Source organism: Tsukamurella pseudospumae (assembly GCF_001575205.1).
Lineage (GTDB): Bacteria > Actinomycetota > Actinomycetes > Mycobacteriales > Mycobacteriaceae > Tsukamurella > Tsukamurella pseudospumae.
The window spans coordinates 1-14,567 of the sequence record NZ_LSRE01000014.1 but is presented as its reverse complement, the minus strand read 5'-3'; the positions used below and the strand labels follow the sequence as shown (position 1 = coordinate 14,567).

The window sequence follows — 14,567 nt, the reverse complement described above, 5'->3', positions numbered from 1 at the left end:
ATGGCAAAAGCCAAGGTGCAGTACACCTGCACCGAGTGCGGCCACACTGTGGCCAAATGGGTCGGTCGCTGCCCGTCGTGCGGCGCCTGGTCCACGATGGAGGAGGGCGCGGTCACCCGCGCCGCCGGCTCCGGACCCGCGGCCAACATCGGGCTGACGCTCCCCACGACGCGCGCGGTCCCGATCACGAAGATCGACCCTCATTCGACCCGTGCGCTGCCGGTGGGCATCGGCGAGCTCGACCGCGTGCTCGGCGGCGGCATCGTCCCCGGTTCGGTGATCCTGTTGGCCGGCGAGCCCGGCGTCGGCAAGTCCACCCTGCTGCTCGAGGTCGTGCACCGCTGGGCCACGACGGGCCGCGGGAAGTCTCTGTACGTCACGGGCGAGGAGTCCGCGGGACAGGTCCGGCTGCGCGCGGAACGCACTGGGGCGCTGGACGATCGGCTGTACCTCGCGGCGGAGTCCGATCTCGGGACGGTGCTCGGCCACGTCGAGCAGATCTCCCCCACCCTCATGGTGGTCGACTCCGTGCAGACCCTCTCCGCCTCGGGCGTCGACGGCGTCCACGGCGGCGTCACGCAGGTCCGCGCGATCACGGCCACGCTGACCTCGCTCGCCAAGGCCTCCGGGATCGCGGTGATCCTCGTCGGCCACGTCACCAAGGACGGCGCCGTCGCCGGCCCGCGCTCGCTGGAGCACCTCGTGGACGTCGTGCTCAGCTTCGAGGGCGACAAACACTCCACGCTGCGCATGGTCCGCGGTATCAAGAACCGGTTCGGCGCCTCCGACGAGGTGGGCTGCTTCGAGCAGCGCGAGTCGGGCATCGTCGAGGTCACGGACCCGTCGGGCCTGTTCCTGCACCACCGCGACCAGGCCGCCGCCGGCACCGCGGTCACCGTCGGGCTCGACGGCAAGCGGCCCATGCTCGGCGAGCTCCAGGCGCTCGTGACGCCCACCCCCCTGCCCGCGCCGCGGCGCGCGGTCTCCGGGCTCGACGGTGCCCGCGTCGCCATGATCCTCGCCGTCCTGGCCCGGCACGGCGGCATCGAGAACCTGCCGCAGAAGGACGTCTACGCGGCGACCGTCGGCGGGATGAAGATCACCGAGCCGGGCGCCGACCTGGCGCTGGCCCTCGCCGTGGCGTCCGCCGCCGTGGAGAAGGCCCTGCGCCCGAACACCGTCGTCCTCGGCGAGGTGGGCCTCGCGGGCGAGGTGCGCCGGGTCACCGGCCTCGAGCGCCGGCTCGCGGAGGCGGCCCGCCTGGGCTTCACCCACGCCATCGTCCCGCCCTCGCCCGACGGACAGAAGCTGAAGGTCGACGGGATCCACATCGGCGAGGCGGCCACCGTCGGCGACGCCCTGCGGCTGGGCTCGCTGACCGAGGGCAAGCGCGGGCGTTAGCCTTACGGCATGGACCACACCAATCTCGGCGGCGACGCGTTCGCCGGGAACGCGCCGCTGCGCGACACCGTGATCCGGATGGCGCCCGGAACCCCGCTCCGCGACGGCCTCGAGCGGATCCTCCGAGGCCGCACGGGCGCCCTCATCGTGCTGGGCCACGACGACGCCGTGGAGAAGATCTGCGACGGCGGCTTCCACCTCGACGTCGAGTTCGCGCCGACCCGCCTCCGCGAGCTCGCGAAGATGGACGGCGCCGTGGTGCTGTCCACCGACGGCGCCCGCATCGTCCGCGCCAATGTCCAGCTCATGCCTGATCCGGCGATCCCCACCCAGGAGTCCGGCACGCGGCACCGCTCGGCCGAGCGCGCCGCTATCCAGACGGGCTACCCCGTGATCTCGGTGAGCGCGTCGATGTCGATCGTGCACGCCTACGTGGGCGGCGTCCGGCACCTCGTCGACGACGCCGCGCCCATCCTCTCCCGCGCCAACCTCGCGATCGCGACCCTCGAGCGGTACGCGCACCGCCTCGACGAGGTCCTGGCGCAGCTCTCGCGCGCCGAGATCGAGGACGTCGTGACGGTGCGCGAGGTCTCGCACGTGGTGCAGCGCCTGGAGCTGGTGCGGCGCTTGGCGATCGAGATCGAGCAGCACGTGCTGGAGCTGGGCACCTCGGGCCGGCAGATCGTGCTGCAGCTGGAGGACCTGCTCGGCGACGCGCTGTCCTTGCGCGAGCCCGTGCTGCGCGACTACCTGCCCGGCGGCGACGCGGCCGTCGACGACGCCGTTGCACGCGTGGACGGCCTCACCGATGCCGACCTGCTGGACCTGCCGACGATCGCTGCGGCCCTGGGCTTCTCGGGCACGGTCGAGGCCCAGGACGCACCCGTGTCACCGCGCGGCTTCCGCCTGCTCGGCTCGGTGCCGCGGCTGCGCGCCGCGCAGGTCGAGTCGCTGGTCGGCACCTTCGGCTCCCTGCAGACGCTGCTCGCCGCCTCCGCTGCGGACCTGCAGGCCGTCCCCGGCATCGGGTCCGACGGTGCGCGGCAGGCCCGCGAGGGCCTCTCCCGCCTCGCCGAGGCCTCGGTCGAGCGGTTCTAGGGGCCGTCAGTTCCCGCCGGTACCCGTCGCAGGCGCCGGGGCGGCACGGACGACGTTGAAGGTCACCGGGGCGCTGCGCTTGGCGCCGAGCTGAGCGACCACCTGGTAGGCACCCGGGGCCACCGGGACGCGCTGCGCCTGGCAACCCGGCGCCGACGTGGTGCCCGCCCACTGCAGCTTGTAACGCAGCTGCTGGCCGGGCTGCAGGACCTCGTTCTTGATCTCCGGCTGGAAGGTGCAGTCGAAGTTCGACCACAGCTGCTTGCTGCCGTCGAGGGTGAGCACGATCAGCTGCTGCTGGCCGGTGCCGATGTCGCGCGAGCACGGCACCGAGCCCGCGTTGGTCACCGTCGCCTCGAAGGTCGGCTGCTCGCCGAGCGTGTACGTCGCCTTGTCCGCGCCCACGACGACGGAGATGTTGGCGTCGGGGCACGGCGCTCCGGCCACGACCGCACCCGGCGTCGGTACGCCCCCACCCGACGGGTTCGCGGCGGACGACGCCGATCCGGACGCGCTCGCGCCGCCCGACGCGCCACCGGCCGCACCGCCGCCGCCTCCGCCGTTGTTCGCGGCGGACGGGTCGGCACCGTCGGGCGCCTGGGACGGGGGCAGACCGCCGGTGGTGACCGGCGCGGACGACGAGGCGGACGCTGCGTTCTGCGACGAATCCTTGCCGCCGCCGACGAACACGATCAGCAGCACCACCACGACCACGGCGAACAGCGCCAGGACGGCGGCCAGCACGCGACGACGCCAGTAGATCTCGGGCGGCAGGGGTCCGTTGGGTTCAAGCACGGTTCAACGGTAGCGTTTCCCCGGCCTCATGCCGCTGACCTGCGGCGGCGTGTCACGAATCGGACGCGGATCAGGCCGGACGGACCGCCTGGAAGGGCGACGTCGCAGCCTCGCCGATGTCGCCGACGGAGCCGCGCAGGTGCACCTTGCCCTCGGCGAGCTCATAGGTGAGGCCGACGATGGCCACGCGGCCCTCCTCGACGCCCTTCGCGATGATCCGCGAGCGCTCCATGAGCAGCCACCCCGTCTCCATGACGTGCTGCGCGGTGATGTCGTTGACGTCCGACAGACCCTCGCGACGGCCCGCCAGCACCGACGGCGTCAGCCGCTCGACGATGTCGCGGATGTAACCGGGCGGCATGGTGCCGGTGTCGATCGAATTCACGGTCGCCGCGACGGCGCCGCAGCTGTCGTGGCCGAGAATCGCGATGAGCGGCACCTTGAGGATCTCGATGGCGTACTCGATGGACCCGATCACCGCGGCGTCGAGGATGTGGCCCGCCGTGCGCACCACGAACATGTCGCCGAGGCCCTGATCGAAGATCACCTCGGCCGCGACGCGCGAGTCGCCGCAGCCGAACAGCACCGCCGTCGGCTGCTGGCCGTGCGCCAGCTCCGCCACGCGACTCGCCCCCTGGTTCGGGTGCTCGGACACACCCTCCACGAACCGTCGATTACCGTCACGAAGTGCGCGCCACGCGCCGGGGGGAGTCGAAGTGGGCATGGGTCCATAATGCACCTCGTGACTCCCCTTCGAGACAGCGGGCGAGATTCTGTCCCGTATTTCACACGGGTACTCGCGTGGTTCGACACCGCCGAACGCGATCTGCCGTGGCGCCGGGCCGGGACGAGCCCGTGGGCGATCCTCGTCAGCGAGATGATGCTGCAGCAAACGCCCGTGGTGCGGGTCGAGCCGGTGTGGCACGCGTGGATGCGACGCTGGCCCACGCCCGCCGACCTGGCCGCCGCCACCGGTGCCGACGCGGTCCGCGCGTGGGGCAAGCTCGGCTACCCGCGCCGGGCCATGCGGTTGCACGCCTGCGCGCAGGCCCTCGTCGAGCGGTTCGACGGCGCCGTGCCGCGCACCGTCGACGAGCTGCTGTCGTTGCCCGGCGTGGGCGACTACACCGCGCGAGCCGTGGCCTGCTTCGCCTTCGGCCAGGACGTCCCGGTCGTCGACATCAACGTCCGACGGGTCCTCGCCCGGGCGGTCGACGGGGAGTCCGACGCCGCGGCGCCGTCGGCCAAGCGCGATCTTCCGGCCGCGGAGGCCGTCCTCGCGACCGTCCCGCCCGGGCGGCGGCCGCGACTGTCCGCCGCACTGATGGAACTCGGCGCGCTCGTCTGCACCGCGCGGTCGCCGCGCTGCGCCGACTGCCCGATCAGCGCGGATTGCGCCTGGCTGGGGGCGGGCGCACCGTCGGGCACCGTGGCTCCGCGGAAGGTCCAGAAGTACGAGGGCACGGACCGGCAGGCCCGCGGACGGCTGCTCGACGTCCTTCGGGGCGCCGACGGTGCCGTCCCCCGCGCACGGCTCGACCTGGCGTGGGAGCGCGACCCCGCGCAGCGCGACCGGGCGCTGGACTCGCTGCTGGTCGACGGCCTGATCGAGCAGACCACGGACGGTCGCTTCGCGCTGGCGGGTGAGGCGTGAGTTTTTATTCACATGTGTAGGAATTGGTGATAGATTGCGGACATGAAACTCTCAGACGGCCCGCTGCGCGTCACCGACCAGGGGTTCTTCGGCCCGGACTCGCCCACGTGGAAGATCTGGGCGGCACCCACCGCCCTCATCGGTTTCCAGCGCTCGGTGGTGCTCGAGCACTTCGACCCGAACCTGACCGCCGCGGTCGCGGACTCGGCGGGCATCTACGCCGATCCCTTCGGCCGCCTCGACCGGACGCTCGCCTACTTCCTGCTGGTGGCGACCGCGGACTCGAAGACCGCGATCGAGGCGTCCGAGCACCTCATGGACGTGCACCGCAAGGCCACCGGCATCGAGCCGATCACCGGTAAGCGGTACAGCGCCAACAACCCGGCGTCGCAGCTGTGGATCCACGTGACCGGGTGGCATTCCGTGCTCAAGTGCTACGAGATGTTCGGGCCCGGCCCGCTCTCGGCCGCCGAGGAGGCGCAGTACTGGCGCGACTGCGTCGTCGCCGCCGAGCTGCAGACCTGCGATCCGGCGGACGTCCCCACCTCGCGGGACGAGGTGCGCGAGTACTTCGCGCGCGTCCGGCCGACGCTCGCCCTCACCGAGCGTGCCCGCACCGGCATGCACTACCTGCTGCGCACCCGTGATCGGGGCGCGAAGCTCCGGGTCGGGAGCTCGCTCATCGCGCCCGCCACCGTCGCCACCCTGCCGGCGTGGATGCGCACGATGGGCGGCTTCGACCAGCCCGGACTGCTGGACGCGGCGTATCCCGTGGCCGTCCGGCTCGCGGTGCGCGCGGCATCGGCGCAGCACGCGGCCGGCACGGTACGGCTCGGTCGGCTGGTCGCACCGATGACCGGCGACATCCTGCGCCGTCACTTCGCGCAGCTCGCCGCCCCGGAGACCGCGCCCGAGGGCACTGTCGATCCCGGCGAGGCGCGGCGACGGTACGGCCGGGCGGCGCACGCCGCCCCGGCCTCGTAGGCTGGCCCGCATGACCACCTACATCGTCACCGGGGCCAACGGCGGGCTCGGCGAGGTCGTGACCCGCCGCCTCGCGGCGGACGGCCGCGTCGTGATGGCCTGCCGCGACGTCGAGGGCGCCCGCAAGATCGCCGACCGGATCGACGGCGACGTCACCGTCGAGGCCCTGGACCTGGCCGACCTGGACTCCGTACGCGCGTTCGCGGACCGCACCGGCGAGTTCGACGTGCTCGTCAACAACGCCGGCCTGATGAACATCCCGCTGCGCCGCACGAAACAGGGCTTCGAGATGCAGTTCGGCGTGAACCACCTCGGCCACTTCGCCCTGACCGGCCTGCTCCTGGACCGGATGCGGGACCGCGTGGTCGCGGTCTCGTCGGTGGCGCACCGGCAGAACTACCGCTGGCGCATGGACGACCCGAACTACGAGAACCGCAAGTACCTGCGCACCGAGGCGTACGGGCAGAGCAAGCTCGCGAACATGATGTTCGCGCGCGAGCTGCAGCGCCGGTTCGAGGTCGCCGGTTCGGACAAGCGGGCGTACTACGTGCACCCGGGTGTGTCGCCCACCGGCCTGTTCGCGCGCACCGATACACTGCTGGACCTGGTGATGAAACCGGCCGTGGCGCTGCTCAACAACCCGCCGGAGCGGGCCGCGCAGTCGCTGATCCTCGCCGCGACCGACCGCGACCTCGACCCACACCCGTGGTGGGGTCCGACGGAGCTGTTCCAGTCGCGCGGCAAGGTGGGCAAGTGCTCCACCACCGCCGTGTCCAAGGACAAGGCCAAGTGGGCCGAGCTGTGGGACGTCTCGGAGAAGCTCACGGGCGTGACCTACTCCGTCTGAGCCCTCGACGGGCGACGGAATAGCACAGAGCCGGTGCATGTTGCAACTGCCATGCGCGTAGACATCTGGACCGACATCAACTGCCCCTTCTGCTACATCGGTAAGGCCCGCTTCGAGCAGGCCCTGGAGGGCTTCCCGCACGCCTCCGACGTGGAGATCGTGCACCGCTCCTTCGAGCTGGACCCCACCTCGAAGCCTGGCTCCTCGGCGCCCGTCGTCCCGATGCTGGCGAAGAAGTACGGCATCTCCGAGGCGCAGGCCGCGGCCAACGAGCGCGGCCTCGGCGCTCAGGCGCAGGAGCTGGGTCTGGCCTACCAGGTCGAGGGCCGCGACGCCGGCAACAGCTTCGACATGCACCGCCTGCTCCACTGGGCCCTCGACCTCGGCCGCCAGGAGGCGTTGCTGGACGCGCTGTACAGGGCCAATTTCGCCGAGTCCGAGCCCGCGTTCGGCAGCCGCGACCGGCTGGTCGAGATCGCCGAGTCCGCCGGGTTCGACGGTGCCGCGGCCCGCGCCGTGCTCGAGGACGAGACCGCCTACGCCGACGCGGTGCGCGCCGACGAAGAGGCCGCATCGCGGATCGGCATCGGCGGCGTTCCGTTCTTCGTCTTCGACGGCAAGTACGCCGTGTCCGGCGCGCAGCCGCCGGCCGTGTTCACCGACGCCCTCGACAAGGTGTGGGGCGACCGCCCCGAGCCGCTCACAGTGATCGGGGGCGACGATGACGCGGCCTGCGGCCCCGACGGCTGCGAGCTCCCGCAGCGCGGCTGATCCGAAGCCTACGGCGCGGTGAGTTTCGCCACCGCGGCGGCGAGGGCATCGTCGTCGACCGCCTCAGCGACGGCGCTCCCGCCGGTGAGCAGGTCGCCGTGGATCAGCGACAGGACCTCGATGAGCAGCACCGTCGCGGGCGTCGCGGCGGTCACCTTCCCCGCGTTCTGCGCGGCCTGCAGCGCGGCGATCTTCGTGGCGTTCGAGCCGGACGTGAACTCCAGTTCCAGCAGCTCGCCCGGGCATTCGAGGGTGTGCCACAGCACGAGCCGCAGCAGCTCGGGGTGAGCACGATTGAACGCGCGCAGGCGCACCGCGTACCCCGGCAGGTCCTCCGCGGTGAACGGCACCGTCTCCAGCAGATCCGCGACCCGGAACTCGATGACGGCGTCGAAGAGACTGCGCTTGTTACCGAAGTAGGCGTAGATCAGCTGCTTGTTCGCCTCGGCGCCCGCCGCGATGCGGTCGACGCGGGCGCCCGCGAGGCCGTGCTCCGCGAACTCGACGGTGGCCGCGTCGAGCAGGCGGGCCCTCGTCGCATCCGCGTCGCGGGCCCTAGGCGCCGGGGCGGGCATCGAGCGGGAGATCGGTTCCGGTCACCTCCGCAGCGTACTTCCAGAGCCTGGCGGCGACGGCGGCGTCCCGCATGCGCGCGTTCTTCTTCGTCACGCCCGGCGCCCCGACGAGGCCGAACCGGCCCTGTGGGCCGTAGTACTCGCCGTTGCGGGCGCCGGGATCGCTCGCCGCGAACAGCAGCGGCTCGGCGCCCTGTTCCGATTCCTGCGAGGGCAGCACACGCCCCGCGAACCGGGTGATGATCGATTCACGAACCCCGTCCGAGCCCAGGCTCGCGCCGGCGGTCTGCAGGTTGGTCTGCGTGTAGCCCGGGTGGGCCGCGTCGCTGAGCAGGTCCCACCCACGCCGCGCGCTCTCGGCCGCGAGGTGATTCGCCAGCAACAGGTCGGCCAGCTTGGACTGGCCGTACGCGCGGGCCGGCGAGTAGCGGCGCACGGACTGCGGATCGTCGAAGTCGATCCGGCCGAAGTTCGCGACGCCCGAGCTCATCGTGGTCACGCGGGGGCGGTCACCGTCGAGCAGCAGCGGCAGTAGCAGATTGGTGAGCGCGAACGGCCCGAGGAAGTTCGAGCCCCACTGCAGCTCGAAGCCGTCAGCGGTCTCGTTGCGCTGGGGCGGGGTCATCACGCCCGCGTTGTTGACCAGCACATCGATCCGCCGGCCGTCGGCGCTGAGAGCCTCGGCGAACGCGTGTACCGAGGACAGGTCGGCGAGGTCGAGCCGCCGCACCTCCAACTTCGCGCCGGGCAGCTGCGCGAGGATCTCCGCCCGCGCCGCCTCACCCTTCTCCGGCGTGCGGACGGCCATGATCACGTCCGCACCCGCCGCCGCGAGTCGCTTCGCTGCCTCCTTGCCCGTCCCACTGTTCGATCCCGTGACCACGAAGGTCCGTCCGGTCTGATCTGCTACCTGGTACATGCCCGCTCCCTCGATTCAACTAACTGGTTAGTTGAAACTCTAGAGTCGCGTCGAGCGGCTGTCAACCAACCAGTTAGTTAGACGTGTGCGACACGGCCCGCACCGTCCCCCGACGCATCGCGCCGTCGACGGTGATTCCGGGACAGGCCATGCACGCGACGCATGGCCTGTGTCCTGAAAACCTCCCCCGACCTGCAGAGTCACGGCCATGCGCGGCACGCATGACACGCAGAAACGGCACGCGTCCCGTCGACGCCTCCGCCGCCGCCCGAGAACATGACCGCTACCGCGCCAACCTCCCGAGCAACGCGGACGCCACCGCGATCGCGACCCCCGCGGCCCCGGCGAGCACGCCGAGGTCGAGCCAGAGATTCGTCGGCGTCCCCAGCAGCAGGCCCCGGAGCGCGGAGACCTCGTAGCTCAGCGGATTGACCACGGCGATGGCGCGCACCCATCCGGGCATGACGTCCACGGGGTACAGCGCGTTCGAACCGAAGAACAACGGCATCGTGATCGCCTGGCCGATGCCCATCAGCCGGTCCCGCTTGAGCACGAGCCCCGCGATGATCACCGACAGGCACGCGAAGAAGGCCGCGGCCAGCACGACCACCACGATCACGCCCAGCCAGCGCAGCGGATTCGGGATGATCGAGACACCCATCAGCACCGCGACCACCGTCACCACGACGGCCTGCACCGAGGCCCGCACCCCCGCGGCGAAGGCCTTACCCGTGACCAACGCGGCGCGCGGCGTCGGCGTGACCAGCAGCTTCGCCAGCACGCCGGCGTCGCGCTCCCAGATGATCTGGATGCCGTAGAAGATCGCGACGAACAGGGCCGACTGCGCGATGATCCCGGGTGCGAGGAAGTCGAGGTAGGGCACGCCGCCCGACGGGATCGCGCGGATCCGGCTGAACGTGGTGCCGAAGATCAGCAGCCACAGCACCGGCTGGATCGACCGCGTGAGCAACTCGGACCGGTCGTGCCGCAGCTTCTCCAGCTCGACCAGGCACAACGTCCCCACCCGCGAGAGCAGGGTCATCGGGCGCGAGCGGCGCGGCTCAGCCCAGACGTCGAGCGGTGCGACGGATGTTGGCGACATTGCGCAGCCCTCCCTTCGATTCGTCCTCCAACTGCGCGCCGGTGACGGCGCGGAACACGTCCTCGAGCGACGCGCCCTCCCCCTGCGCAGCCCGGAGCTCCGCCGGCGTGCCGGTCGCGGCGAGCTCCCCGTGGTGCATCAGGGCGACGGTGTCGCACAGCGCGTCCGCCTCCTCCATGTAGTGCGTGGTGAGCAGCACCGTCATCCCGTACTGCTCCTGCATCCGCACCACTCGCTCCCACACCGAGTCGCGCGCGACGGGGTCCAGCCCGACGGTCGGCTCGTCGAGGATGAGCAGCGCGGGCCGGTTGACCAGCGCCTGCGCGAGCTCGAGCCGCCGGACCATGCCGCCGGAGAAGGTCGACGCCAGCCTGTCCGCCGCGTCCTCCAGATCGACCAGGGCCAGCGCCTCCTCCACGCGGCCGCGACGCTCGCGACGCGGTACGTCGTAGAGCCGCGCGAACCAGTCGACGTTCTCGCGCGCGGTCAGCGCGCCCTCGACGGACAGCTGCTGCGGCACGTACCCGAGCGCGCGGCGCACCGTCATCGCGTGTGTGCGCACGTCGAGCCCGAAGATCTCGACGGTGCCCTCGTCGGGCGGGATGAGGGTGGTGAGCATGCGCAGCGTGGTGGTCTTGCCGGCGCCGTTGGGCCCGAGCAGGCCGAAGCACGCGCCGCGCGGGACCTGCAGGCTGAGCGCGTCGACGGCGACGTGGTCGCCGAAGCGCTTGGTGACCGACCACAGTTCGACGGCGTTCACGCGTCCCCCTCCAGCGCCGCGGCCACGGCCTCCAGGAGGTCGACGGTGCCATCGACCTGCGCTCGCAGGGCCGGGTCCATCGCGGCGAGCGCGCCCACGACCGCCGCGTGCCGACGATCGCGCCAGTCGCGCAGCGCCGCATCGGTGTCGTCCGTGAGCCGCAGGCGTGCGGTGCGCGCATCGTCCGGGTCGGGCTCGCGGACCACGTGCCCCTGGTCGACGAGCTGCCGGACCAGCGTCGACACGGTGTTGCCGGCAAGCGCGAGGCGACGCGCCGCCTCCCCCACGCTGATCCCGGGCTCGCGGCGCAGCAACCGTACGAGTTCCGCCTGGGCGCCGGTGAGGCCCTGCCGCAGCGGTCCACCGCCGACCGCTCTGGTGCCGCGGCGCACGGCGCGGACCGCCGCGAGGAGCCGTTCGGCGTCGTCGTCATCGTTCATACCGACGACTATATCTCTGTTTCAGAGATATTATTCCTGTGTGTTTCCTGCCGGCTGCGGCTGACACCGCGGACACCACTGGATCGACCGCTCGGGATCTCCTGCGCCACCGAGGCTCCCAACGCGGATCGCCGACCCGCAGCGGAGGCAGGGCCGCCGCGCGCGGTCGTAGACGAAGTGCCGCATCCCGTTCCGATCGACACCCGTGGTCACCCGCCGCGACCGCCCGAGGTTCGCCCGCAGCAGTCGTGCGGCCTCCTCGACCCACGCCGTCATGTCGCCGCACTCCCCCACCGGAATCGCCGGATGCACGCCGCGTAGAAAACACAGCTCGTTGCGATAGACGTTGCCCACACCGGCCAGGTTCCGTTGGTCCAGCAGCGCCAGTCCGACGGGGCGCCCCGGTTCCGCCGCGAGGTTCGTCGCGGCGACGGCCGGGTCCCAGTCCGGGCCGAGCGGATCGGGCCCGAGGTGGGCCAGGGCACCGTCGGCCTCGGCGGGCGTGAGGATCTCGAGGATGCCGAGCGAGAACCCGACGACCTGCGCGCCGTCGACGGCGAGGACCGCCCGCGCAGTGTGCGCGGGGCGGCGCCACCGCTCGCCGGTCCGGTGCACCTGCCAGTCGCCCTCCATCTTCAGGTGGCTGTGGATCACAGCACCGCCGACGGCGAACAGAAGATGCTTCCCGCGCGCGGTCACGGTGTCGACGGTGCGGCCCGTCAGGTCGACGGCGGCGAACCGTGGCACCCGGATGTCGCACGCGGTGAGGACGCGGCCCACCAGCACCGGCCGCAGGTGCGCGGCCAGGTTGTGAACGGTGTCGCCCTCGGGCACGGCTAGCCGTGCTCCGGGCGGTCGTCCAGGCCGGAGAGGAACGCCTCGACGGCGCCCCGGTACACGATCGGCGCGTCGTCGTGGACGAGGTGGCCGGCACCGTCGACCTTGAAATACCGCAGGTCGGGGCCGGTGTACTCGCCCACCATGCGCGTGCCGATGCCCGGCGGGACGACGGTGAACTCGGCCTCGAGGAGCAGCGTGGGGGCCTGCACGGCGCGCCACTGCGCCCAGTGATCGCGCGGGCCCCAGTGGTCGGCGATGCGGCGGAAGGTGTCGAGGTCGCCGTGCAGGGCACCGTCGTCGAAGGCCTCGTAGAAGTAGCGCCCGGCGACCGGCCCGAACAGTTCCTCGCACGCGGCCTGCGAGCCGAATCGCGCCGGCCAGCTCGCGAACCACGGCGACCAGGTATCGGTGGACTGGCCGGTGAACTCCGGCGACATGTCCTCCACCACGATCGCCCGGACGAGTTCGGGGTACTCGGCGGCGGTGCACCAGGCGTGGAGGCCGCCCATGGAGTGGCCGATGAGCGTCGCGGGCCCCTGGTCCAGGTGGACGAGGATCTCGGCGACATCGGCGACGAACCGCTCGGTGGCGATGTCCTCCTCCGGGACCGGTACGGGAAAGCCTGGGCCGCGGTGGAATTCGGCGTCGAAGGTGAAGACCCGTCCGTAGCGGCGCAGCCACGGGATCTGCCGGCGCCACGTCCGACCGCGACCCATCAGCCCGTGCAGCAGAACGATCGGCCCGGCCTCCTCGCGGCCGCCCCAATCCCGCAGTCCCACACACCCGTCCACGCGGCCCAACCTACCCTGAGCGGCACCGGTATCGTCGGGTCATGTCGGTAGTGAAGATCAACGCCATCCACATCCCCGAGGGCGCGGGCCCGGAGCTCGAGAAGCGCTTCGCGCACCGCGCGCACGCGGTCGAGAACTCCCCCGGTTTCCTGGGCTTCCAGCTGCTCCGCCCGGTCAAGGGCGACGACCGCTACTTCGTGGTCACGCAGTGGGAGTCCGAGGAGGCGTTCGCGGCCTGGCGCGACGGTCCCGCCCGGGAGGCCCACGCCGGCGAGCGCAGCCCCGGCGGCGGCGAGGGCCGTCAGCCCGTCGCCACGGGCGCCGACCTGCTGGAGTTCGAGGTCGTCCTCGACGTCACCGGGAAGGCCGCGCAGTAACTCTCAGAGCCAGGCGCCCGCGTCCCACGTGAGGAACGAGTCCAGGCTCGGGGCCGGGTGCTGCTGCGGATGGTTCGTGGACAGGTAGGCGCCGCGGTAGAACAGCAGCGGCTTCGCGTCGTCCACATCGCCGAGGTGATGGACCCGCCCGATCGCGATGTGATGGTCGCCGCCGTCCAGAACGTTCTCGAGCGTGCAGTCCATCCACGTCAGGGATCCGTCGATCGTCGGGTTGCCGAGCGGCGAGGGCGTCCACCGCAGGCCTTCGAACTTGTCGTCCACCGACCGTCCGAACGCCGCGCTCACCGACTCCTGCTCCTGCCCCAGCACCGACACGGCGAACCGCCCGGAGGCCTCGATGTGCTTCCACGTGCGCGAGGTCTTCATCGGGCAGAACAGTACGAGCGGCGGGTCCAGCGACAGCGCCGCGAAGGACTGGCAGGCGAAGCCGACGGGACGCTCCTCCACGTCCGATGTCGCGACGATCGTGACGCCGGTACAGAACTGCCCCATCACATGTCGGAACGTGCGCTGGTCGAATCCCGCCTCGGTCATGCTGCCAACCTACTCCGGCGGGTTCGACGGTCCGCGCCCCACCGGCCGGGCGCACGGCGCACCGTCGGACATGCCGAGGTACGCGTGCGGACCGGGCCCCGCGAGGATCCGATCGTCGTGATCGTTACCCCCGGCAGCCGAGGGCGATGGCCCGGGCGACCGGCGTCAGCTCGTCGTCCGGGCGGTCCAGGTCCACCGGCGGACCCGGCAGCGCGGGCTGTCGACGACGGCTGAATACTGAGCAGTGATCGACGGGCGAAAGTTGAGCAGCCCGGTTACCTGTTGAGGGGTGATCACTGTGGAGGACTGGGCGGAGATCCGCCGGTTGCACTATTCGGAAGGGCTGCCGAAGGCGGAGGTCGCTCGGCAGCTGGGCATCGCGAGGAACACGGTTCGGGCGGCGTTAGCGTCGGATCGGCCACCGAAGTATAAGAGGGCACGGGTCGGCTCGGTGGTCGATGCGTTCGAGCCGCAGATCCGGGTGTTGCTGTCGCAGTGGCCGACGATGCCGGCGACGGTGATCGCGCAGCGGATCGGTTGGCCGTATTCGTTGACCACGCTCAAGGATCGGCTGCGGGAGATCCGGCCGGAGTTTCAGGGCGTGGATCCGGCCGATCGGATCTCGTATGAACCGGGGAAGATCGCGCAGTGCGATCTG

17 protein-coding genes and 1 pseudogene are annotated in these 14,567 nt (G+C 71.5%); 8 read left to right on the top strand and 10 right to left on the bottom strand.

Translation table 11 applies throughout. The features are described from left to right. Positions 1–1,401 carry a DNA repair protein RadA gene (radA, locus tag AXK61_RS12180; RefSeq protein WP_068574130.1) on the top strand — a complete coding sequence of 467 codons (1,401 nt, stop codon included), beginning with the start codon at positions 1–3 and terminating at the stop codon, positions 1,399–1,401. A 9-nt stretch (positions 1,402–1,410) separates the two neighbouring features. Continuing rightward, positions 1,411–2,499, top strand: a complete 1,089-nt coding sequence (disA, locus tag AXK61_RS12175) for a DNA integrity scanning diadenylate cyclase DisA (protein ID WP_068574128.1) — start codon at positions 1,411–1,413, stop codon at positions 2,497–2,499. Between the two features lie 6 nt (positions 2,500–2,505). Here disA and AXK61_RS12170 read toward each other — a convergent pair whose 3' ends face one another. Together AXK61_RS12170 and AXK61_RS12165 are read right to left on the bottom strand one after the other, a co-directional pair. Continuing rightward, positions 2,506–3,294, bottom strand: a complete 789-nt coding sequence (locus tag AXK61_RS12170; RefSeq protein WP_068745526.1) for a BsuPI-related putative proteinase inhibitor — start codon at positions 3,292–3,294, stop codon at positions 2,506–2,508. Between the two features lie 70 nt (positions 3,295–3,364). Further along, on the bottom strand, positions 3,365–4,018 hold the full coding sequence (locus AXK61_RS12165; RefSeq protein WP_068574124.1) for a carbonic anhydrase: 654 nt from the start codon (positions 4,016–4,018) through the stop codon (positions 3,365–3,367). Positions 4,019–4,027: 9 nt separating this feature from the next. Between AXK61_RS12165 and AXK61_RS12160 the strand changes: the two genes are divergently transcribed. Genes AXK61_RS12160 through AXK61_RS12145 form a run of 4 tightly spaced genes read left to right on the top strand, consistent with a single transcriptional unit; the run spans position 4,028 to position 7,550 of the window. Beyond that, complete coding sequence (locus AXK61_RS12160) at positions 4,028–4,948, top strand: HhH-GPD family protein (RefSeq protein WP_068574122.1); 921 nt, start codon at positions 4,028–4,030, stop codon at positions 4,946–4,948. Between the two features lie 42 nt (positions 4,949–4,990). After that, complete coding sequence (locus tag AXK61_RS12155; RefSeq protein WP_068574120.1) at positions 4,991–5,932, top strand: oxygenase MpaB family protein; 942 nt, start codon at positions 4,991–4,993, stop codon at positions 5,930–5,932. A 10-nt stretch (positions 5,933–5,942) separates the two neighbouring features. Further along, positions 5,943–6,779 carry an SDR family NAD(P)-dependent oxidoreductase gene (locus AXK61_RS12150; protein ID WP_068574118.1) on the top strand — a complete coding sequence of 279 codons (837 nt, stop codon included), beginning with the start codon at positions 5,943–5,945 and terminating at the stop codon, positions 6,777–6,779. Between the two features lie 51 nt (positions 6,780–6,830). Continuing rightward, positions 6,831–7,550 carry a DsbA family oxidoreductase gene (locus AXK61_RS12145; protein ID WP_068574116.1) on the top strand — a complete coding sequence of 240 codons (720 nt, stop codon included), beginning with the start codon at positions 6,831–6,833 and terminating at the stop codon, positions 7,548–7,550. A gap of 8 nt (positions 7,551–7,558) precedes the next feature. Here the strand turns inward: AXK61_RS12145 and AXK61_RS12140 are convergent, their stop codons facing one another. From AXK61_RS12140 to AXK61_RS12110, 7 genes are all read right to left on the bottom strand, one after another. Beyond that, entirely contained in the window at positions 7,559–8,125 is a 567-nt protein-coding gene (locus AXK61_RS12140) for a TetR/AcrR family transcriptional regulator (RefSeq protein WP_068574114.1), read from the bottom strand. Continuing rightward, the gene (locus AXK61_RS12135; protein WP_068745525.1) at positions 8,106–9,044 is read right to left on the bottom strand and encodes an SDR family oxidoreductase; all 939 of its coding nucleotides are present in this window, start codon (positions 9,042–9,044) and stop codon (positions 8,106–8,108) included. Before AXK61_RS12135 ends, AXK61_RS12140 begins: the two co-directional genes overlap by 20 nt. A gap of 283 nt (positions 9,045–9,327) precedes the next feature. After that, positions 9,328–10,146, bottom strand: a complete 819-nt coding sequence (locus AXK61_RS12130) for an ABC transporter permease (protein WP_068574110.1) — start codon at positions 10,144–10,146, stop codon at positions 9,328–9,330. Next, complete coding sequence (locus AXK61_RS12125) at positions 10,106–10,906, bottom strand: ABC transporter ATP-binding protein (protein WP_068574108.1); 801 nt, start codon at positions 10,904–10,906, stop codon at positions 10,106–10,108. The genes AXK61_RS12130 and AXK61_RS12125 overlap by 41 nt, the downstream gene beginning before the upstream one ends. Further along, positions 10,903–11,346: a MarR family winged helix-turn-helix transcriptional regulator gene (locus AXK61_RS12120; protein ID WP_068574106.1), complete on the bottom strand. Its 444-nt coding sequence runs from the start codon at positions 11,344–11,346 to the stop codon at positions 10,903–10,905. Before AXK61_RS12120 ends, AXK61_RS12125 begins: the two co-directional genes overlap by 4 nt. A 30-nt stretch (positions 11,347–11,376) precedes the next feature. Beyond that, a complete protein-coding gene (locus AXK61_RS12115; RefSeq protein ID WP_068574104.1) occupies positions 11,377–12,180 on the bottom strand; it encodes an Fpg/Nei family DNA glycosylase in 804 nt (267 codons plus the stop codon). Positions 12,181–12,182: 2 nt separating this feature from the next. Further along, a complete protein-coding gene (locus tag AXK61_RS12110; RefSeq protein WP_068574102.1) occupies positions 12,183–12,977 on the bottom strand; it encodes an alpha/beta fold hydrolase in 795 nt (264 codons plus the stop codon). A 41-nt stretch (positions 12,978–13,018) separates the two neighbouring features. On the opposite strand from AXK61_RS12110, the gene AXK61_RS12105 reads away from it, so the two are divergent. Continuing rightward, a complete protein-coding gene (locus tag AXK61_RS12105; RefSeq protein WP_068574100.1) occupies positions 13,019–13,354 on the top strand; it encodes an antibiotic biosynthesis monooxygenase family protein in 336 nt (111 codons plus the stop codon). A gap of 3 nt (positions 13,355–13,357) precedes the next feature. Here the strand turns inward: AXK61_RS12105 and hsaB are convergent, their stop codons facing one another. Next, positions 13,358–13,909: a 3-hydroxy-9,10-secoandrosta-1,3,5(10)-triene-9,17-dione monooxygenase reductase subunit gene (hsaB, locus tag AXK61_RS12100; protein ID WP_068574098.1), complete on the bottom strand. Its 552-nt coding sequence runs from the start codon at positions 13,907–13,909 to the stop codon at positions 13,358–13,360. A 289-nt stretch (positions 13,910–14,198) separates the two neighbouring features. On the opposite strand from hsaB, the pseudogene AXK61_RS12095 reads away from it, so the two are divergent. Continuing rightward, positions 14,199–14,567, top strand: a pseudogene (locus tag AXK61_RS12095) (IS21 family transposase); the annotation flags it as partial.